This window comes from Marinobacter nanhaiticus D15-8W (genome assembly GCF_036511935.1).
Lineage (GTDB): Bacteria > Pseudomonadota > Gammaproteobacteria > Pseudomonadales > Oleiphilaceae > Marinobacter_A > Marinobacter_A nanhaiticus.
The window spans coordinates 40,549-62,173 of record NZ_AP028879.1 but is presented as its reverse complement, the minus strand read 5'-3'; the positions used below and the strand labels follow the sequence as shown (position 1 = coordinate 62,173).

Genomic DNA, 21,625 nt, shown 5'->3' with positions numbered 1-21,625 from the left:
CATCAAGCCGTTCTGATCGTCCGTTCCAAGCGTTGCGCCGACGTTCCGGTAAATCTGGTAGGCGGCGTACCGAGGGTCGTTAACCAATCAGCATGCCGTAGTAGGATTCGAGCACTTCCAGGCTGCTTTCGACCCGAAGAATACCAGCGTTGGGCAGCGCCAGTACAAAATAGATGGATTCATCCGCCGAGTGGGCCTGAAACAACGTAGCGTCATCGTACGCTCGGATCACACGCTCCAAACACACCATACTTGAGCATGTCTGATTATGGCCTGGCATAGACTACGCACCTCCACATGCTGGGTCATCAAACGACTTTAGCAATCGACCTCCTCTGAGTAACAGTGTGGCATGGCTTGAGTTGGCGTCACTTTGTTATTCCGTACGACAAGTGTGACGAAAAGGATCAAAGGTTCATTGGGCTTGAGAGTTTGCCGTCTGCGCTAACCCGTCAGCCACAACACGCGTCAGGGTTGATACGCCCCGTCCGCTATCGACACAGATCAACCGGCGGTAGTGCGTCGATGGCGGCTCGTAACCAGCGCTCGGCTGCACGACAGGTCTCATCATTGAGCGCCGATGGAATCACTTGGGTCGCAGTGCTGTTCAACGCGTCTTCAATCTGTTTTTCGAGGGTATCGCGAGGGTCTGCAATGTTCGTGTTAACGAGCTGACCAATCTCACCGCCTTGTTCAATTTTAGTCTGCCGCTCCAGAACCCACTCTTGCGCTTCGGCCCGCGACGCAAAGCGTGGCTTCCGTTGCCAGAAGAACGCATCAGGCATTGGGATAGCCCGCCCATCCTTGAGATAGGCCACGATTTCGGCGTCTACGTCAGGGAGGTAGGCGACCTCACTTTGTAGGCATTCCAGTGCGGCACGGAACGAGGGAAGCGGATCGGGAAACCGATTGCGGAAATCGAACGTCCGATAGGCAAAGACCTGATTGAGCCGATCCTGATCATGCATGTCCTGTCACTCCACCGTGGTTTTATTGAGATCACGCTGTCAGTTTGAACTGTACCCTAACCGGGCGTCAGGAATAGCTTACCAGAGCCGTCAGAATAGAGTCGCTCCAAGAGTTAATTGACACCTGTCGTCAAGGCTCATAGAGTTTTTCCTGACAGTTTACTTCAGGAGTTCACATTGCACGGCCAACGCATCGGTTATGTCCGCGTCAGCAGTTTCGATCAGAATCCAGAGCGCCAGTTGGAGCACGCCGAACTGGATCGTGTGTTTGTCGACAAGGCGTCCGGGAAGGATGTACACCGCCCCGAACTGGATCAGTTGCTTCGTTTTGCCCGGGACGGCGATACCGTGGTGGTTCATAGCATGGATCGCTTAGCCCGCAACCTCGACGACCTCAGAAGTATCGTCCAGGCCTTAACCGCGCGAGGCGTGAAGATCGAATTCGTCAAAGAGCATTTAGCGTTCACGGGCGAGGATTCGCCCATGGCCAACCTGATGTTGTCGGTCATGGGAGCCTTTGCCGAGTTCGAACGCGCCTTGATTCGGGAACGCCAGCGTGAAGGCATTGCCCTGGCGAAACGCCGGGGCGCTTATCGGGGGCGACGCCGGGCACTATCCGCCGACCAGGCGCATGAAGTGTGCCGGCGTGCCCTCGCGGGAGAGTCCAAGGCTCAGCTGGCCCGGGAGTACGGTATCAGCCGTGAAACCCTCTATCAGTATTTGAAGCAAACCCACACGGCCGTGTCGGAGCAACCAGAGTAAACGCACTATTCAGTGACTGAAGCGCCAAGGCAGTCCTCAAAGGAGGCGCACCCAGGGACATGAATGCCCAGCAGAGGGATATGGTGCTTGGCTGGAAAGCAGCTCGCTTCCGAAGTTCTGGTCGACCTCCGTCGCCGGCTCGATATCTTACCGGCACGGTCGCCAGAGCGTCGTTGCCTGATGCAGCAGGCGGATGACCTGTACCTGTATGGCGTGTCTGATCATTTGTGAAAATAGGGGAACCTCTTCCATAAAGTTCCCCTAGTCTTCAAGCTGGCGCCGAGCGCCAATGTGTAATGACGCTTTCCCAGCGCCCAAAGCGAAAACGACGGTAGTTGCTAACTCGTATAGTTTTCGGTTTAGCCATTTGCTCTCCTCCTGAAAAATTAGTGGAGAGGAGGGATTCCTTGAAAAGATCGATGCTACCGTCTAAGCTTCAACGCGCTTGTGATGAGAGCTTTGTGTCGATAGGGCTTGGATCCTCCTCACATAAGGCCGACACATCAGTTTGTGGCGAACTGAGTGTCCATCAATCTAAGTAGGCATTGATGTGGCGTCAGTGCCTACTTTTCTCGCCTAACCCCCTTAAACGGCTTACCGTCCTGCTTTACGTCCATTATCCGTCCTGTATCTGCATCTCGCTTTGCCCAGTTTCCTGAGGGCATACGAAACTGTGACCGGTCTCGAACAGCTCCCTGCCTTCGGTTATCTCCATACGGCTTGTTAGTTGCCATTACAAAATTCCTCTATGTATCTGTTTACAAAAGCACACCTCTCATCAGTGTGTAAACATCCCGCTTTTAGTTGCACCGCTGATTAGAGTTTTCCGTCTGTTGGTGTCTCGCCAGATATTCCCATGGCGTCAGGTCTTCCAGTGAATCGTGGGGACGTTCATCGTTGTATTCGGCCATCCACGACTCGGTCCGCTGCCGGACTTCGGTGAGATTCCGGAAGACATACATATTCAGGATCTCGTCCCGGTAAGTGCGGTTGAAGCGCTCCACGTAGGAGTTCTGGGTCGGCTTACCGGGCTTGATAAATTCCAACGCGATAGCGTGCTTTTCTGCCCAGTCTGCCAAGGCGATGGAGATGAACTCCGGGCCGTTATCCATACGTAGTCTGGCCGGGTAACCTCGCCAGGCGATGATGCGCTCCAGGACCCGGATGACCCTCGGTGCTGGCAGGTTCAGGTCAATCTCGATGGCAAGGATCTCCCGGTTGAAGTCATCCACCACATTGAACGTTCGGAACCGGCGACCACAGAACAGACTGTCGCTCATGAAATCCATGGACCAGCAGTGATTCGCTGTGCTGGGGACGGCCAGCGGTTCGGGATTTCGGGTTGGAAGCCGCTTCTTACCTCGTCGTCGCTTGTTCAGGTTGAGCGCGCGGTACAGTCGATAGACCCGCTTGTGATTCCAGGCATGCCCCCATCGACGCAGCACCTTGAACAGCTTGCTGAAGCCGTAGGCAGGGTAGCGTTCAGTGGCGCTCTGAAGCGCTGCAATCACCGGCTCATCACGGGCGGTATCGGGCTGGTACCGATACACAGAGTCACTGATGCCAGCGATTCGGCAGGCTCTGCGAACGCTGATGCCGTGAGCCTGCTTGAGGTAATCCACCAGTTCTCGTCGAACGGCTGGCTTTACAGCTTTTTTTCGATCACATCCTTCAACAGTTTGTGATCCAGGCTCAACTCGGCGTACATCTGCTTGAGCCGGCGGTTTTCCTCTTCAAGCTCTTTGAGGCGCTTCACGTCAGAAGCTTCCATGCCACCGTACTTGGCTTTCCAGTTGTAGTAGGTCGCGTCGGAGATGCCGTACTCCCGACAGACTTCCTTGACCAGGCGACCGCCCTCGACCTCCTTCAGGATCTTGACGATCTGGGACTCGCTGTACCGTGATTTCTTCATGCTGCTCTCCGTTTGCCTCATTGTAGGCCGGAGAACTCTAATTACGCATGCACCGATTTTAGGGGGTGTTTACAAATGACACTCTCACCCACGCTTAGGGACATACTGGCCTCGGGAATGGTGAAACCTTGGTCCAGCACGAGGTTGGCTGCTTCCTGCTTGAACCCAGGAATCAGACACCTCGTTTATGGTGGCGGCCTTACCACCGACGTTGGTCCGGAATCACTGAACCACTCCACAATCAGGTTCTGAACCTCGCGACCAATTTCGTCAAGCGAAGGTTGAGACTTGATTGGTTAGCGCAAAGCTCTTCAAGAGTTTTCGAAACATCGGTTATCTGGTTCGCAGAATTATTGACGGTGACGATATTGCGGTTGATATCCTCGTTGACCGAGTGCTGTTCTTCGGCCGCACTGGCCGTTCGCGTCGACACATCCCGAATACGCTCGACGGCTTGTTCGATACTATTAAAAGTCTCTAGTGCTTCGGCAGACAATTGCGAACCCTGACAACTAAGGGAACCTTTCGTCTTTTGCCGGCGTGTGTATAGGAAGGCGGTGGGTCCGATACCGTTTAAAGACCGGGTTCCGGATGAGTTCAGTCTTTGACTGGCCACCAAAAGCCACAATTGACAGTGAAATGGGTAATCGCTGCGCTGACAGGAGGGCCACAGTTATCTTTTGTATTGGTAGTGCCATTCAGTCGTATGGCGATGTAACGCTGTACGAAGCACACTCTGAAACAGGAGTCCGGTATTTTGGCGTCGAATTGCGCAATGAGGGCATTCTGCGGATCGAAAACAGCATGGCGACGCTTGAGCTGTACTGTAGGATGCTCTTTGGCGGTGTCTTCAGCGACACATCGGGAGTCCCGGAACAGCGAAAGGCGCAAGCGGTTTTGAAATCCACTAAACCCATCAAGCCTCCTCCCTCACGTAGAAGACACTTCACGCTTGTCCGACAACGGCGCAGTATCACCGTCATCGAGACGGAAGCTTAGCCCGAATCCCCCAACACCGCCCTGCTGTACGGGCTCAACATCGGGAGTTCTACGCATGCTTACCCATTGGCGTTTCAAGCTATTCTCCGGCTGTTTTCGGTGCCGGTGATTTACGAACGCTCTGCTTAAGGCGTGGCACAACCAATGTGGACTGATCCGTTCCGCCCCGTACGACGTATTCAATCGCTTTAATCCAGTTAGTCTATAACGTGAATTGGTGTTCGCTCCACGATGAGCCGCTCGAAGTACATTTTACGCTGCTTTATGCTTTTGCTTGCCTGCGCTCTCGCCATGGCATCGCTGCCACTGCTACCGGCGCTCTCGAACCAGTCGGGGTACTACGGCTTCCGCACCGATATCGAGGTGCCACCGCTCGATACCAGTGAGATTAGCGTTGTCTTCTTTGGCTACGGACACTGCGACGACGTCTGTCCGCCACAGCTTGCAAATCTCTACAAGCTCAGCCAACGGCTGACTGACCTCCCCATTCACTACGTCTTTGTCAGCTTGATGCCTTCGCGAGACAAAGACGGATCGCTTGCCCTTACCCTGGAACATTTTGGGCCGAATTTCCGCCTTATCCTGCCGGAAAACGAGGCGGCGGCAAGGCGGTTAGCGCACGCGTACCACGCAAACGTCGGCGGCGCGCCCACACCGGACAATCTCGATCACAGCGCGTTCTTACATGTGGTAACCAAGGCGGGCCGCAAGGTCCTGGTTTATCCCACCTCCAACTTAGATTTAGGACGGGTGCAAGCGGATATGCATCGCCTGATCGCTGAGGTAAGACCTTCGGGTCTGAGCGAAAAATGAGCCACACATACTCCTACTCCCAGCGCGAACGTCTCAGAACAGATCGCCAGCTGCTGTTTATCATCATCGCCCACATACCGGTAGTCGCACTCTGGGTGCCCGCCGGGTATGGCACACAGGCCTTTGCCATTACCGGCGTCATCATTGCGAGCGTCCTTGCCTCACTTGGCTATGGTCTCCTCAGGGGCACCCGAGGCTTCTCGGTCATCGCCGCAGCCGTGCTGATGATGCTTTCCGCGATTATGATTCAGGCCCAACTTGGGCGCATTGAAATGCACTTTCATATCTTCGCGGCGCTGGCCATCGTCACGGCTTACCGGGACTGGCTGCCTATCGTCGCAGCGGCCGGACTCATTGCCTTACATCACCTGGTGCTGACGGCGCTCCAGCTCAATGAAGCCTCCATGGGTGGACTGCCGCTGATGGTGTTCAACTATGGATGCAGTTGGTCCATTGCGTTTCTTCACGCCGCCTTCGTTGTTTTTGAAGCAGGCATCCTCATCTATTTTGCCGTGAACCTCGGACGCGAGCGACAGACGTCTCACGCGATGATCGGTCTGGTGGAGAAGTTTCGTCAGGACAAGGATTTGACGCTTCGACTACACGGTCGAACTGACGATATCACGGTGTCGTCGTTCAACGACTTAATTGGACAATTTGGGACATTGATCGAACGGGTCGGTAGCCTCGCCGAACGCGTCAACACTAACGCGGCGACGCTGAGCTCACTGAGCGATGGCACGCATACGGTTTTGGAAGCCCAGAGTGCCGAAACGGCAAAGGCCGCCTCTGCGACCGAGCAGATGACGACCACCGTTCAGGCGGTCGCGGCCAACGCGCAGGTGGCGTCCGAAGCCTCGGACCTCGCCTATCGGCATGCCGCAGAAGGCCGCTCCCGAATCCAGCAGTCGATTGACCTGACCGAGGCGACCAATCGATCGTTGGAAGCCTCCGCCGACACGGTTGACTCGGTTGTCAAAAATGTCGCGACGATCAGCCAGGTCATTGGCTCGATTGACGACATTTCCGAACAAACCAACCTGCTGGCCCTCAATGCGGCTATTGAAGCCGCACGGGCGGGCGAGCAGGGCCGAGGCTTCGCGGTCGTCGCTGATGAGGTACGCACCCTCTCCCGCCGAACACAGGAGTTTACCCAAGATATCCGGCAGACGATTGAGACCCTGGCAGAGCGGGCGCAGGCGGCGCTTTCGGCGATTGAACAGGGCCAAAGCCAATCCTTGGATACCAGCGAATCCATCCGGCAAACGGGCGATGCCATTCAACACATAGAAACGGCGATTGCAAAGGTCACCGAGATGAACTATCAAATCGCCGCGTCCGCTGAACAGCAGGCCGCAGCCTCTTTGGATATTAACCAGAGCCTCCAGCAGGCGGCTGGCCAGAATCGCGAGGTGCTTGAAGAGGCCCAACGCGTCAATGCCACCGCGACCGCGCTTGAGGACCTGGTCGATGACATGCGCCAATTTATCGCCGAATACAGGCGTTGAAAAAGCTGTTGTAACGATTAGCAACACGGCGGTCGTCTGCCCGTTTGGATATCAAACTGGTTCCTGCCAGACCGTTTGATATCCCCTTATTTGCGGATTCGCCTTTTAAAGCCATGCCCCGGCTGACACTCTCAACTAGCCCGAAAGAGCTATTGGCCCGGTCCGAAGGCGCTATTGACAACAGCCCTTCCCCGGGAGCAGGCACCGCCCTACCCCCACGCCTCGACCTTTGACGGCCCAGGAACCGTACTGAATCGCAAATCTGGCCAATGTTTTGGCCATGGGCCGTTTCTTCGTCTAATCAGTTGCAGGCGCCTAATTCCAACCTCCAAGTCCTGATCGGAAAGTCAGGTAAAGCCTTCCAACGACACGCAACCGATGCCAGCAACAGGGCCATGCAGCCCAGCTGCCAAAAGCCCTCAATTCCACGAGTCGCTTACCCTCGCCCCATCAATTAATCATATATTGCCACTCTATGTTAAGGCGTTGGGCAGACTAAACTGACAAAATCCCACCCGGCAGAATTGCGATTCATTAGCCCTGATCCTTGGTTTTCTGCACCGCGACCGTAAACGTGTTGAGTGTACTTTAACTGACGGAGGCGATTAACAACGAGCCCTAATAACTGGGCCGCACAAGCGCTTGATACACGCGCGAATATGGAGGACGGACCCTCACCAGACAAGGCCATACTGGCCATTGCTTTTACTTGTCCTGTTTTAAGGGTACCTATGTCGTCCGCTAGTCGCGCTTCCAACCTCGATGCCTACCTAGCCCCTTTCCTGCGTCGCTTACAGCGCTATGCCGATATTTCGACAGCCGAGGCCTGTCAGTTGAAAAGCGTCGTTTACCAATGTCAGCACCATAGACGTGGCGACCTGCTGATCAAAAAAGGGCATCTTTCAAACGATGTGTACGCCATTGCCGAGGGAACGGTCGCTCAGGAAATCATCACCGAAGACGGCAAGACGTGCATTGTCGAGTTCCTGTTGCCCGGCGACATCTCGTCCATCAACAGCCATCTTGAAAGGACCTCGGGGGTCACTCTCAAGTGTTTGACAGGAACAACGGTCATTAACCTACAGGCCGTGGCCTTGGAGGCGCTTTTGGCCGAAAGCGACAGTCTGCGGCGCGCCTTCTCCCTCATGAAGCTGGCCAGTGAACGTATCCAGCGTGAACGGTTTGTGAGTGTCGCGGCAAGACCCGGCGACTTTAAGCTCGCTCACCTGCTGTGCGAATTGACGCTACGTACCCAGCACGTTCTGCCCGACAACGCGGCGGTAAAACCCATACCGTTAACACAGCCGGAAATCGGTGCCGCCTTGGGGCTGTCAAACGTCCATGTCAACCGAATCATAAAAGGCATGGAAGCATTGAATCTGCTGGAAGTGCATTCGGGCACGATTTATCTGACGGACTGGGAAGCGCTAGCCGAGACCTATTGCTTTGATGGCACCTACATAACCCAGCAGGAACGCCTACCAAACACCCGGTCCACGGGCTCGACGGATAACGGATGAGTTCGCGCGGGCACTTCACACAGCAAAAGGGCAAGAAACGCTTCTTCCCACCCGTCAGGGTGCGCCTGCATTTTATTCGCTCGTCGCACGACAATCACTGGACACCCACCCCAATATTCCGAAATGGCTTTAATTTCAATAAATAACCATTAGATTGCATTGTCAAGCGTGAGCCGGGAGCAGGCAAAGTCAGCGTCTCCCTTGCATGAGCCGACCTAACCGTGTCTGCCCAGCTTGTTCCAGAGGCGCTAGCCATCCGACCATGTCGATGGCCCGCTCACTGTCCACCATCTGCTTTGAATCGGGAGCCATTGGCGATGCAGTTGAACGAATTTATCCTGGACAACATGGAACCACTTCTACGCCAGTGGATCCGCAATGCGCAGACGATTTTACCTGACAGGGATTTTACGCGTAACGAACTAATCAATCATATTCGGCAGGTCATCCAGGGGATTGCCCAGGCAATGCAGTTGCCAAGGCCTGCAACCGAACCGGGCGTGACATTCACGGACTTCCAGTCACCAACACCCACCCAGTCGTGGGCGCATGTGCATGGTGCGCAACGGTATGATTTAGGAGTGGATCTGCTTCAGGTGACCGCCGAGTTTCGTGCTCTGCGAACGACCGTTATCGAATTGTGGGACGCCGCGTCCCCCTCAGCAGCCCCGGCGCTCGAAGAACTTACGCGATTCCACCGGGCGATCGACGATGCGCTGGCCGAATCCATCGAGCGTTACGTGTACGATAAGGAAAGTGGCGACCGCCGCTATCAGGCCATGCTCACGGCCTTGCCCGATCCCTGCTATATCCTGGATCTCGAAGGCCGCTTCAACTATGTGAATCAGGCCATGAGCGAACTGTGCGGCGTCGCGCCACAGGCGTTGATTGGTGAACATGCCGCTGAAATAGGGCTACCGACCGACAGCCTTGCGCCTGACCGGTTACGCCGGATCGTCCACGAGCGAGAACAGCAGCACGGCGAGATCCGCACGACGCTGCCCTCGGGACACACGAAAACACTGGAGTATGTTTATGCGCCTGTGCTGGGTGACCAGGGAGACGTCGAGGCGATTTCGGGCATTGCGCATGATGTCACCGAACGTCGAGCGGCGGAAGCTCAGGCGTGGCGACACGCCAACTACGATTCGTTAACGAATTTGCCAAACCGCCGGCTCTTTCGCGATCGCCTGGGCCAGCATGTCGCGCACGCCGAACGAACCGACGCCCCTCTCGCGCTGTTTTTCATCGATCTCGACCGCTTCAAGGAAGTTAACGACCAGTATGGCCACGATGTGGGGGATCGACTTCTCAAACAAGCGGCCGAGCGCATTGAAGCCTGCGTGCGGAAAAGCGACACCGTGGCACGTCTGAGCGGTGACGAATTTACCGTCGCTCTCCTGGATATTGGCGACCGTGAACCGCTCCTTGAGCTCGCCCACACGATGCTCACCGAGCTGGCCTTGCCCTTTCATTTAGGTGCCGGCTTGACGCGCATCTCGGGAAGTATCGGCATCACGCAGTTCCCGCAGGATGCGATTACGCCGAAACAGCTGCTGAGGTGCGCGGACAAGGCCATGTACTTCGCCAAGCAATCCGGCCGGAATCAGGTCTGTTTCTATACGGACATCGGCCATACCACCGCGCTACCTCGCCAGACGCTCATTCAAGGTCTACGCTCGGCGCGGGAACAGGGAGAACTTCGGCTGTTTTACCAGCCCATCGTTGACGTTGCGACCCGCCGCGTCGTCAAAGCGGAGGCCTTGCTCCGCTGGGCGCATCCCGAGCTGGGACTCTTACGTCCCGGTCAGTTCCTGGAACTGGCGGTAGAGAGCGGCACTATGGGCGACTTGGAAGATTGGTTGATTGCTGAAATCGCGGTCCAGTCCGAGCATTGGCGGAAGGCCGCTAACCGTTCGATACCTGTCACCATCAATATCTCCTCTGAGACTTTTCTCAACACCGACTCGCAAAAGCGCTGGCAAGCACACCTGGAACGCTTGGCCAAGGCCGGCGTCGGCGCCGTCGTTGAATTGACCGAGCGCGTCTTTCTGAACGAGGCCCAAGGACTCGCCGAGCGCTGCGACCAAATTCGGGCCGGCGGGCTGCAGCTCGCCCTCGACGACTACGGCACCGGCGTCTCTTCCCTGGCGGCCCTGCGGCGATACGGCATCAAATACTTGAAGATCGATCCGTCGTTCATCGCGCTGTCGGTTGATGATCATGATGAGCGAATTATTGCTGAAGCCATCGTCGTCATGGCGCATAAGCTCGGTTTGCAAGTCATTGCCGAGGGCGTTGAAACCGTTGCGCAATACCAATGGTTAAGAACCACCGGGTGTGACTTCGCATAGGGGCATTTTCTGGGCGAACCCATGTCGGCCGAGGCCCTATTTGAACGTCTGATCGCCGGGTCGAAGCCTCGATGACCAAGCTTGAGGGGACTGCACTCTTTACGGTACGTAGTGCTCACCCGTCTTCGGTTGAATGCCCCCAAACGCCGCAGTGTCTATTCGGAATCAATACGCTTGATACCCGCATTATGTGAAGCGACTGTGGTGGATTGAGAATCCAGGCAGGCACAACGGCACGAAGCCTAGCGAAAGGATGCGACTGGAACCTCCCCCGGAAATACTGACACGCAATTTTCGGGCGCCTGATGAGGAAACACTCACCCCGAGCGATAAAAACTTGACGCGCCAGCAGCGGTTCGCGAAACACAACTCCGCGCAACATACCCAACCAAGGATGATTACACCTGATTTAAGCCTGCAAACCTGCAGAAAGTTTAGGAACTAAAACGGCCGCTTGAACGTGGTGAATTGGATGACCGGGTTCAACATCGCCGACTACCGCGAGCAAACGTCTGCTGGTTTCAATACGTCACAAAGTCATCAAAGACATCCAGGTCCAGGTGAATTACAGTTGATGAATTTAGGCATTTTCCGGAGATACGTTGCCACTCTTTCGATCGTCTGGTGAATCCAATGTGCCGATGGCCTGTCATCTTGGTGAGCACAGCGCTAATGGTCGGTTGCGGCCATATAAAGACCAACGACTTCCTGGGCCGTACCGGTCATACGCTGAGCAAAGTCGACGAAAAAACGCCTAGCGCTCATCTTGACGAGGAAATCGAGTCGCTCTTTGATCAACCTTACATAGATCCGCTAACGGCGTATCTGCACCGGCATGCGGATGATCCGGCCCGTGCAGCCCTGCTCAAGCAGGTGAGGCGGGAGCGGGAGCGCCGGTGTGCGGCTGTCGCTCGGCGTTACAACACAGACAAGATCTCCGAAACCGGCCTGGCCTTGTTTCGTCGTGGCTATAGCTATTCCTGTCCGCAGCATGTGGCGGCCTATGAAGCGAAGCTCGACACACTAAAGCCGCAGGCGCCGAAAACCACCGCACCGCTTGTCGGTGAATCCGGGGGCGACGACGGAAGGCCGCCGGACGCCGAAGTGACTGAGCTGGATCGGCACGGGGAACAGACGCCAGCACATGCGGCAGACGAAGCCCAGAAACAGGCGGCAGCCCGCCAGTTGAACGACTGTTATCTGCTCACTCGGATTCGTAACTTCAGCGATGCCCTGGAAGCCTGTCGCGGCCCTGCCGAAGCGGGCGTCGCCGGTGCGCAGGCAAGCATTGCACAGATCCAGAGCACCCTGGGGCATCACGAATCCGCCTATCGCTGGGCCCGGAAGGCCGCGACTGAATCCGGTCAGGCAGCCTTTTTGCTGGGTGAAATGTACGCCAGAGGGCTTGGCGTGGCAAAGGATATGGCCACCGCCGCGCAATGGTTTAGAGCCGCACTGGAACTCGGTCATGCCGAGGCAGAGAACGCGCTCCACGGACTGAATTCAGGCACGATGGGGGCCAATGCCGATTAAGCCGTGTCACCGGCCCCTGTCCGGAAGGCTACTGTCACGACTAGACTTCTGGAGAGACAACTGCGCCAGGCACCCCATCCTGGGGCTGCTCTTCTTGCTGGTTACATTCTTCGCGATTGGCATGTTCCTGTTATCCCGCCTGAACCTGAGTTACTCCCAAGAGGCGCTGTACGAGTTGCGTCGAGCGCAGATCCGGGATGAGTTCTTCACCGGCCTGGCTCGGATCGAGGCGCGCCAAATCGCCCTGGAACGCCAGGTGACGACCCTCGCGACGATCGGTGAGACATTCTATCGGCTATCCCTTGAAAAGCAGGATACACCAGAGGTCGAGCACGAGCTTCGGAGGCAGCTCGAAAAAACGCTACAGACCCTGCTTGAGAGGGATGCCGGTATCTCGGGGACGGGTCTGTGGTACCAACCGGGCATCATGGCGCCAACCGACGAATGCTACGCTCCGTATCTAGTCAAGACCGAAGCTGGCGACGTCACCATACAGTCGCAGTCGGCCGATTTCAGGCGGACCGGCTGGTTTGATCTAACCCTGGGAAAGGCCTTCGGCCGCAATTCGGTCTCGCACATGAGGGTTCTCTGGTCGCCGGTGTACTATGACGAAGCCACCGGTCGTGCACCTCTCACCCTTGCCAAGCCTATGACCCGCGCCGGCGGTGAGTTGATTGGCGTGGCAACCATCGACTGGGACTCCGAGCAGATCGTCGACCTGGTAAGCGTCACGGAAGTCACGCAAAACAGCTTTTCTTTTCTCAACGATCGAAACAATCGGAACCTGTCCAGCCGCAGCCAGTACGACGATCCGGTTCAGGAACAGAAGATTATCGATGCGGTGCTGGCGGCGCAGCTTTCCAAAATAGCTGTGAATACGCCACCCGGGCCAACCGATCGTCGCCCCCCTGAAAAGCGCCTGCGTACGCGGAAGCTTGACGTTGGGGGGCGACTCTATGAGCTGTATTACGCCAAGACGCCGGCAGGGATGATCTATGGCACAGGGGTGCCACACGATGAGATAGACCGGGCACTGGCGCCCATGCGGGACATCAATCACCGGATACTGCTGATTACGGGCTCCGCTTTGCTGGTGCTGAGTCTTTACCTGCTTTACCGGATCATCCAGCTTCTTCGTGAACTGCAGGCCTCTTACACGGATGTTCTGACGGGCCTGCCCAATCGTATGCGACTATTGAGGGACCTGCAGGACCGGCGAGACGCCTGCCTGATACTCCTGAACCTGAACCGTTTCAAGGAAATCAACAGTCTGTTCGGGAATGAGTGTGGCAATGCGGTGCTGTTGGCGATGCGCAAGCAGTTACGCGCCTTTATCCGCACCCACGCGTATCCCTTTGAGCGCTCACCTGAGCTTTATCGCTTATCCAGTGATGAGTTTGCGCTCTTGAGTTACGGCGCTGCCGAGTCTCGGGTGGCCACTTTCGTGCGTACATTGACCGAATTCCTTGGTGCGCAAAAAGTCGTATGGCAGCAGCAGACGTTGAACCTGAATGCCAGTGCAGGTATTGCCTTTCAGAGCGAGAGTCCGGACCACGATGTCGCGGCCCCGGATCGATTACTGAGCCGAGCAACCATTGCGTTATCGCAGGCGCGGGAGCAGCGGCATCGGTTGGTTTTTTATGACCAAAGTCAGGAAATTGAAAAAGGCTACGAGAAGAATATCCTCTGGGCGCGGCGACTGAAGCAGGCAATCGAGACCGATGCCCTACGTCCCTACTTCCAACCGCTTCACGACAACCGGACGGGCACGTTTACCAAATATGAGTGTTTGATGCGGATGGAGGATCCCGAGCACGGTGCGGTCACCGCCAGTCACTTCATCGAGGTGGCCAGTAAAGTCAGGCTTAACCGTCAGATCACCCGGGTCATGGTGGAAAAGGCATTTGCTGCGTTTGCCACGGAGCCCTTCGAGTTTTCCATCAACCTGTCCTATGTGGATATTAGTGATCCGGAAACCCTGGCACTGATTCTGGTGCATCTGCGGTCCAGCAATGTTGGCGAGCGAGTCATTTTCGAGATCCTCGAGTCCGATGGCATTGCGAATTACGATGAGGTTTTGCAGTTTATCGAGACCGTGAAATGCTTCGGGTGCCGGATCGCCATTGATGACTTCGGCACCGGCTATTCCAATTTTTCCCATCTACTCAAACTCAATGTCGATTTCATCAAGATAGACGGAAGCCTGATTCGCAATCTGGCGCAGGACCACAAGGCGTTTTTGGTGACCAAGGGAATCGTGCAGTTTGCCCAGAGTATGGATATCGAAACCGTGGCAGAATTCGTACACAGTGAGGCGGTGCAGGAACGTGTGGTGGCGTTGGGCATTGATTTTTCGCAAGGAGAATACTTCGGTATGCCCGCAGCAGAACTGGTGGGACGAGACCGGCAAAGAGGATGACGCAGGTAAGCCTTGCCAGCACGCAGGTGTGGTCCTTACCGCGCTTACGCGCCTCCGTTCGCCGCGCCGATTCGCGGTCCGCCGCGCCCCAAACGGCGGGCTATCGTGTTGAGCACTTTGAGCGCTGATACGGCGTTTCCTTGGCTTTGGAACATCCCGGCCCAGGCCGTAGCGGCTATGGCTCGTTACCACTTGGCGACAAGGCGGTAGACCGGCATAGTGTAACACCCCTGATCATGCGAGGCATGACGAACGCGCTCTTCACTCAAGGCTTTTGGCAACGTATGCCGCGGCCGTTTTGAGGATGTCGTTTTCTTGCTTTAAGCGCTCGTTTTCTCGTTTGAGTCGGGCAACTTTATGTTCGACACCGTCAGATCGTCCAGCATACGGAGTGGCCGCCTCTGACCCAGCGTCCAGTTCCCCTTGGCATGTGTAGAACTGGATCACGCGGTGCGTTCCCGTAGGGAATCTTGCTTGTCGGGGCCCGTCATCGGGCGAAGAGCTTTGCATTTGAACTCCGACTGGTACGGCGGGATTTTCGCGTTCCGTTGTCATGGGTCACACCTTTCTATGCTGGCTGCATCGTCACCGTTGAGCGGTCCTTATAACCGGGTTTGGTTTCGCTGTTATTTTATGGGTCGACCGTCACGCAAGGAAAAGCACGCTTCTGGCACCGCACATACACTTTATTATGAGCTCTTGAACCTTACCAGGGAGAATGCTCATATTTACGCTGCTAATCAGTCCACCAGAGTAAAGTCCTATACCAAGCCAGGGCCATATAACGTTACATTTTTTACAATCGTGAATTAGACAGTTAACAGGTAATGAACGACAATCTTTTCGTCTTGGAGACCATACGTTTATTAGATTACCCAGTGTTGATCCAACGTTTATCTTTTGGTGAATGCCCCGTATGACTCGGTGATAATCATTTTACCAAGATCAAGACTAAGAAAAGGGATTTCGGATCTTGGGCAAAGACTGCTTCAAAACATGTGTCGTGGGTAGTAGGCAGAAATAAACCATGAAAAAAAGAATTGTCGTACCACGGTTGTCCGGCCTGGACGAACCAGGCCCTGATGAAGGCGATTCAATCCATCCACAACTCGTGTTGCAGCTTGAGCTGATCGCCGAACTTGCAAAAAAGGCGTTCAATATTGATGCGGTCTCATTATCCGTGCCGAGCACCGCTCACGATTGCGCTTATCCGACGCCCACAACGTCTATCGAACGCCCTACCGGACTTGACGTCTTTAATGACGGCCATAGCCCCCACACCCTTGAGACCACGATCACTGCCGTAGAGGATGTGCTGGCCACCGGTCGCTCGGATAATCCACTTCTCCCCGAATATCCCGGCTTACGCTCTTATGCGGAGTTGATCGTGCAGAGCTCAGCGGGCAGCCACCACGCGCTGCTTCACCTCATGCACACGACGCCGAAACGGTTTTCTGAAGACGACCGTAACCGGTTACGCATGTTTGGAGATATCCTTCAAATGGCATTGAGGGGAGGCGTTGATTTCAGCGGGCGCGACATTGCGCCATCCGATCTCCTCCAGTGCATTTCAAACATGCAAAGTCTGTTGTTCGGTAGCGCCAATGGCAGATCGGCCTACACTCACGCCCTCGAAAATATACGGTCTCTTACCGACAGTCGGATGGCCTTTATAGGTGATGTGCGCTATGACTCGACAAATACCCCTTCCATTCGACTTCTGGCGCTATCCGACGGACTTCACCGCCCGGAGAGCACCGCCCTTCTCCGGACAATCGAAAAGGAAGGTCTGCTCTTTAACGATTTAAATAACCTTCTCGGCGAGCCGATTCTGCAAAAAGCGGCTGTTTCGCGCTCTGTGGGATCGAATGCCAAGAAACAAGCGTTACCCAAGGGCCTCCCCGCCATAACAACCTATCAAGGCATTCCGGTGTTTTCCGGCGATTCCGTGGTTGGATTAATCGGGCTTGCCGATCGCCCAGCCGGCTACACGCAAAAACTGGCAGAGGAACTCGCGCCCCTCGTTCAGATGGTGGGCCTGCTTATTGAGCGACAACGCTTGCGTATCGAGAACATCAGGCGCGAGCGTCGGGTAAGAAGAGCCCGAAACTATGATCCTCTAACGGGTCTGCCCTGTGGGCCCATGCTTACCAAGCTATTTCGACGAGAGGTTCTAAAAACCGACAATACACAACAGACGCTATCGGTCTGTGTGATTGATATCGATAAGTTCAAGAACGTCAACGACGATTACGGTCAGGAGCTGGGTGACGATCTCCTTAAGGTGGTCGCCAAACGCTTAAAAAACGCCGTCCGCTCGACGGATTTGGTGGCAAAACTTCGCGGTGATGAATTCCTCGTGACCTTGCGGGAGGGTGACCACCTAGACGCCTACCGCAGACTGTTGAACGTCATCTCAGCACCCATAGTCAGCGCCACACAAACACTGGCTCTCTCTGCCAGCATGGGTGTCACGGTTTATCCAGACGATCAAAGTACCCCCGACATACTTCTTCGCCACGCCAGCCAGGCGCTTTATATTGGGAAGGAGTCCGGCAAAGGTCAGATCGTCACGTTTGATGTCGGCCAACATCGCGCCCGCCGGGAGCGGCTCCGTCTTCTTGACGACATCGAGGGCGCGCTCAAACGCTCCGAGTTCGAGCTTTTCTACCAGCCCAAAATTAACTTCCGGAATGGACTGATTGAGGGGTTCGAGGCCCTTATCCGTTGGAATCACCCGGAACGGGGTCTTTTGATGCCCAACGAATTTCTGGGGGCGATAGAATCAACACGGTATGAGTGCCTACTGGGGGACTTCGTGATTCAAACGGCGCTGGCAGCGCTTCAGCGATTCGAAGCCCGACATCAAGCTTATTCAATCAGCATCAACATCAGTCCGTACCATTTTCTGAACCGTCATTTTATCGGGGCGTTACAGTCGCATTTAAGAGGTTACAGCACCCAGGTACGACGGCGCCTGATCTTGGAAGTTTTGGAGAGTACCGCGCTTGAGGATCTCAATACGGCGAGAAATACCGTAAGAGGCTGCCAGGCACTGGGCGTTTTGGTGTCCCTGGACGACTTTGGCACGGGATACTCCTCGCTCGCCTATTTAAGGGACTTACCGGTTGATGAATTAAAGATTGATAAATCGTTTGTTATGGGCATGCTGGATAACCCGAACGACGAAATCATTGTTGAGTCGATTATTGACCTGTCAAAACGCTTCAACCGTCGTGTTGTGGCTGAAGGCATTGAGACCAAGGCCGTTGCACAGGAGCTGCGCAGACTTAAGTGCGATTTTGGCCAAGGGTATTACTTCAGCGAGGCGCTACCGCTTGGGCCAGTGATGCGGTGGGCAGATCAGTTCCCCACCGCCCCAAGCATGGGCTCAGAATCGAACACAAGTGATCAGACGCCCACACGGGCCGACGTCGCGAGGTTCGATACGGGGGCATGAATAAGGGTTGAGAGATGGCGATCCATGCTTCAACGATAGTCTCTTAGACAAAACCATCAGAAACGCACGTAGTTATACTTTCTCCAAGTAAGCCAGAATTAGATCGGGCAGGCGCGGATCGACGCTGAACGCCCATCAAGTTCCTGATCGCGCCTTTGGCCCTTTCTGCCCGTAAAAGTGGTAGTCGGACCTTTTTTGCTGCTTTATGCCATACATCGCCTTGTCTGCTCGCTGCAAAAGCGCTACCGCCTCAGCACCGTCTTCAGGAAACAACGCTATTCCGATGCTGGCGCTCACGGAAACATCAGCGTCAACATCGCGCAGGCGGAACGGGTTTTTAAGTGACTCCAGAAGTTTCTCGGCTACCGCACTTACATCTTTCTCATCGCCAAGTGAGGGCAAAAGGACAGTGAATTCGTCGCCGCCATAACGGCAGAGCGTGTCACCTGCTCGCAGACAATCTTTCAATCGTCGGGCCACCTTCTGTAAGAGATCGTCGCCAACATTATGTCCATAGGTATCGTTTACCCGCTTAAAATCATTGAGATCTATAAACATTGTGGCTAGTTTTTTTCCATATCGCTGAGCCTGACTGACCGCCAAGCCCAGTCGATCAAAAAACAGGCTCCGATTGGGCAAGCCTGTCAGTGAGTCATGCGACGCACGGAACTCTATTGATTCCTGTGTTTTCTTGCGCTCGGTGATATCTCTGGCAACACCAAAAAAGAAAACGGGTGTCGACGGCCGCCCCGAGTATTCGGGCGGCCAAAAATGCTCGTCCTCGGTGTTCATGATCGTGAGTTCACAGGTGAGGTTGGCGATGCCATTAATGCGCGTCTTCAGCTCCAACTCACACGTGAAGGGTTTTTGAGAAGGCCGCCTCTCCAATAAATGAGGAAGTTTGGCGCTATTCACGTCATCGACCAAACAAGAAAGATGTTGTCCCATCAACTCTTTCCGCCTGAAGCCGAGAAGCGTCTCCACACGATTATTCAAAAAATTGATACATCCACCTTCATCCAGCGAAAACACCACATCGGGGACGTAATCAAGCGCTCTTCGAAAAAATTCCTCGGCTATCCTTTCGGCCGTGTGGGCGGTTGTCTGGAGACTGGCATTTCTTTGTGCCCGAACAGCCTCATTGACGATTCTGATGAGCTCTTCAACATTGTAGGGTTTGCGTAAATAGTCATAGGCGCCCATTTGTACTGCTCGCCTGAGCGTTGTGAAGTCATACAAGCCGCTGATAATGAGTATCGGAATATTACTACCGGTGGCTTTTAACCACGCCATCACGTCAAGCCCCGTCATTCCTGGCATGCAAATATTCATTACGATCAGATCGTAGTGACCTGATTGAACGTGCTGACAAACCGCTGCCCCGTCTGCCGCAGCATCCACGTTGAAACCGTCATGGCGCAGAATCTCGCACAAGCTGGCGCGCAAGCGCGGTTCATCATCACCAACCAGTACCTGCCCTTTCCACGGTGGGTCCTGTTCAGTGAACGCTGGTAAACTCGTCCTTTCAGCGTTCGCCAGATTATCGTTGTATTTTGGCATGACTGACACCACAGCGAAAAAATTCAACTCGCCGACTTTATTTCAACAAGGAGTCTTATAAAATCAACGGCCTTTGTGTTCGGTTGTCATGCCTTCCCTCACTCCGGCTCGAGTTTTTTCGAGGCGTCAGTACAACCTGGGTTACCTCACATTACCCCATCTACTCAGTATATTATTTATTGTGGATTTTGCTCCTACAAATGATGGGGCACGGACGATACGTTGAACGGGCGTCCGGCATGGTGATCATCCGCCTCACCCAGGTTGCCCCACGACTTCCGAAACAGGTGTATCCATCCCCCGCGCGCGTCGCCGAAATCTATCTGTTGCGTCTTGGTCGACGCCTCAGATGATTTCGAAGGCCAAAATTTAGCCTGTGCAAAAATCGACAGGGTTACGACGATCGACACCGTGCGAAGGCGGATCTGCGTATGGCGTCCCTGAGTTGACCCAAAGATCACCGCCTTGGAAAATAGTTTATGTACCAACACAATGCGGTGCCAACATGTTGTTCCGTCCACCAAGCGCATACCAGTGTCTCTCGCGCCGATTGGCGCTTCGGTTCCTGGAACGCGACTCGCCGGTTTCCCCCACGTCATCCGAGGGTGGTTTTGAGAAACCCGTGACGCCTAACGACCGCCGCGTAAAGCGTGCTTCAGCCACCTGGGTTGCCTGCGATCAGCGTGAAGCGATGATCGCGGTGGCCGTATACCCCGCCGAAGTGCGGGTGAGCGATTCCCTGCCAGCGTGGTTTGGGGCGAGCACAGATGCCAGCCTGAATCAGGGTTCGACCGTCAAACCGCCGTCACCCAAGCCATGGGCCGAGTACTGGCTTCGATACTCTGGCTCTCGTTTCTATTAACTTTGGTGAAGACGGTGGCATGTAATGCTTTAGCGTGGTGATCGCTGTAATGGGGGTCACCTACTAAACTGCGGAGGCAAAGCAATCTCTAACCGGGCAATCACCTTCATCACGGTCCACCGCCAGTTCGAATTCCGTAGTATCGAGATTGGTTGTGGGGTAACGGAGCCGGAACAGCAACACGCTGCGACCCAGCTCTACCACGCTTTATGCGACCTGATGATGGCCCTGCAGTGCCCCGAAAGCCTGATCTCGCTGCGAAAAACCCTGGGGCTGCAGTACGGCATCGCCCATTCACCCGTAGGGCCAGTCCACTACATTCCCGCTTCCCGACAACTGGCCTTGGCCAAGCAGGAAGGCGCAGGACGTCTGGCTCATGAATGGTTCCGCGCCTTTGATCACTACATGGGCCGTAAGGCTTTTCGTGCATCGCGGAACCTCACCTTTGCGTCCGGCGCCTGGCTCGACGGGGCGCCGCAAAAATCCCACCCGCTCAATCAGTATCTGGGTGAATGTTTTAAAGCCGTCCTACTGAATCACGACGGGACACAACCAAGCGAATTCTTCCGACGGTCCTGGCAAGCCGACCAGAGTCTGCAGCGGTCGTATTACACCCGCCCCGAGGAACTCTGCGCCCGGGCGTTCGAGGCCTTTGTGGCAGACCGTGCCCCTCTCAATCGCTTCCTTGTGAACGATACCCTTCATTCGGATGAGGCATATGCCGGGCTATACCCACAGGGGCGTCAGCGACAAGTCATTAATAAAGCCTTCGGTTTTTACTTCCAGGCTCAGGAACAGGCCTTTTAACCGTGGCTGGCGAACGTCGGATGAAGCCAATATTTGTCGTCCTTCGCGTGAGCAAGGCGTTTACTGACCGGGTGGAACCCGAAGTCTCTCTCTACAACTAAAATCCCATAAAAACTAACGCCGAATCAGAATATAACGATCCATGCCC

Annotated in this window: 16 protein-coding genes; 11 read left to right on the top strand and 5 right to left on the bottom strand. The window is 55.1% G+C overall.

Annotation, left to right across the window (positions count from 1 at the left end):
- Window positions 1–79 precede the first annotated feature (79 nt).
- Complete coding sequence (locus tag RE428_RS24345; protein ID WP_154660706.1) at window positions 80–232, bottom strand: hypothetical protein; 153 nt, start codon at window positions 230–232, stop codon at window positions 80–82.
- A 259-nt stretch (window positions 233–491) separates the two neighbouring features.
- Complete coding sequence (locus RE428_RS24340) at window positions 492–968, bottom strand: hypothetical protein (protein WP_004578756.1); 477 nt, start codon at window positions 966–968, stop codon at window positions 492–494.
- Window positions 969–1,145: 177 nt separating this feature from the next.
- Here RE428_RS24340 and RE428_RS24335 point away from each other — a divergent pair, with 177 nt between their 5' ends.
- Together RE428_RS24335 and RE428_RS24330 are read left to right on the top strand one after the other, a co-directional pair.
- Window positions 1,146–1,730, top strand: a complete 585-nt coding sequence (locus tag RE428_RS24335; protein WP_004578755.1) for a recombinase family protein — start codon at window positions 1,146–1,148, stop codon at window positions 1,728–1,730.
- An 87-nt stretch (window positions 1,731–1,817) separates the two neighbouring features.
- A complete protein-coding gene (locus RE428_RS24330; protein WP_154660705.1) occupies window positions 1,818–1,961 on the top strand; it encodes a hypothetical protein in 144 nt (47 codons plus the stop codon).
- Between the two features lie 569 nt (window positions 1,962–2,530).
- Here the strand turns inward: RE428_RS24330 and RE428_RS24325 are convergent.
- A protein-coding gene (locus tag RE428_RS24325; RefSeq protein WP_085988666.1) for an IS3 family transposase occupies window positions 2,531–3,642 on the bottom strand; the annotation gives its coding sequence in 2 pieces (ribosomal slippage) (window positions 2,531–3,381 and window positions 3,381–3,642; 1,113 coding nt in all).
- Window positions 3,643–3,883: 241 nt separating this feature from the next.
- The gene (locus tag RE428_RS24320) at window positions 3,884–4,138 is read right to left on the bottom strand and encodes a hypothetical protein (RefSeq protein WP_154660713.1); all 255 of its coding nucleotides are present in this window, start codon (window positions 4,136–4,138) and stop codon (window positions 3,884–3,886) included.
- A 734-nt stretch (window positions 4,139–4,872) separates the two neighbouring features.
- On the opposite strand from RE428_RS24320, the gene RE428_RS24315 reads away from it, so the two are divergent.
- From RE428_RS24315 to RE428_RS24285, 7 genes are all read left to right on the top strand, one after another.
- The gene (locus RE428_RS24315; protein WP_004578825.1) at window positions 4,873–5,454 is read left to right on the top strand and encodes an SCO family protein; all 582 of its coding nucleotides are present in this window, start codon (window positions 4,873–4,875) and stop codon (window positions 5,452–5,454) included.
- 95 nt (window positions 5,455–5,549) lie between these two features.
- A complete protein-coding gene (locus tag RE428_RS24310; protein WP_227500172.1) occupies window positions 5,550–6,962 on the top strand; it encodes a methyl-accepting chemotaxis protein in 1,413 nt (470 codons plus the stop codon).
- Window positions 6,963–7,693: 731 nt separating this feature from the next.
- Window positions 7,694–8,482 (top strand): Crp/Fnr family transcriptional regulator, encoded by a 789-nt coding sequence (locus RE428_RS24305; protein ID WP_004578823.1) that lies wholly within the window; start codon window positions 7,694–7,696, stop codon window positions 8,480–8,482.
- Between the two features lie 317 nt (window positions 8,483–8,799).
- Window positions 8,800–10,836, top strand: coding sequence for a putative bifunctional diguanylate cyclase/phosphodiesterase (locus tag RE428_RS24300; protein WP_004578822.1), 2,037 nt, complete (start codon window positions 8,800–8,802; stop codon window positions 10,834–10,836).
- A gap of 657 nt (window positions 10,837–11,493) precedes the next feature.
- Window positions 11,494–12,369 carry a tetratricopeptide repeat protein gene (locus tag RE428_RS24295; RefSeq protein WP_154660712.1) on the top strand — a complete coding sequence of 292 codons (876 nt, stop codon included), beginning with the start codon at window positions 11,494–11,496 and terminating at the stop codon, window positions 12,367–12,369.
- 121 nt (window positions 12,370–12,490) lie between these two features.
- A complete protein-coding gene (locus RE428_RS24290) occupies window positions 12,491–14,788 on the top strand; it encodes a bifunctional diguanylate cyclase/phosphodiesterase (protein WP_227500171.1) in 2,298 nt (765 codons plus the stop codon).
- Window positions 14,789–15,815: 1,027 nt separating this feature from the next.
- Entirely contained in the window at window positions 15,816–18,248 is a 2,433-nt protein-coding gene (locus tag RE428_RS24285; protein ID WP_004578818.1) for a bifunctional diguanylate cyclase/phosphodiesterase, read from the top strand.
- Between the two features lie 135 nt (window positions 18,249–18,383).
- Here the strand turns inward: RE428_RS24285 and RE428_RS24280 are convergent, their stop codons facing one another.
- Entirely contained in the window at window positions 18,384–19,808 is a 1,425-nt protein-coding gene (locus RE428_RS24280) for a diguanylate cyclase domain-containing protein (protein ID WP_004578817.1), read from the bottom strand.
- Window positions 19,809–20,313: 505 nt separating this feature from the next.
- On the opposite strand from RE428_RS24280, the gene RE428_RS24275 reads away from it, so the two are divergent.
- Together RE428_RS24275 and RE428_RS24270 are read left to right on the top strand one after the other, a co-directional pair.
- Window positions 20,314–20,670: a hypothetical protein gene (locus RE428_RS24275; RefSeq protein WP_154660711.1), complete on the top strand. Its 357-nt coding sequence runs from the start codon at window positions 20,314–20,316 to the stop codon at window positions 20,668–20,670.
- Window positions 20,671–20,754: 84 nt separating this feature from the next.
- The gene (locus RE428_RS24270) at window positions 20,755–21,477 is read left to right on the top strand and encodes a CLCA_X family protein (RefSeq protein WP_040882192.1); all 723 of its coding nucleotides are present in this window, start codon (window positions 20,755–20,757) and stop codon (window positions 21,475–21,477) included.
- Window positions 21,478–21,625: the final 148 nt, after the last annotated feature.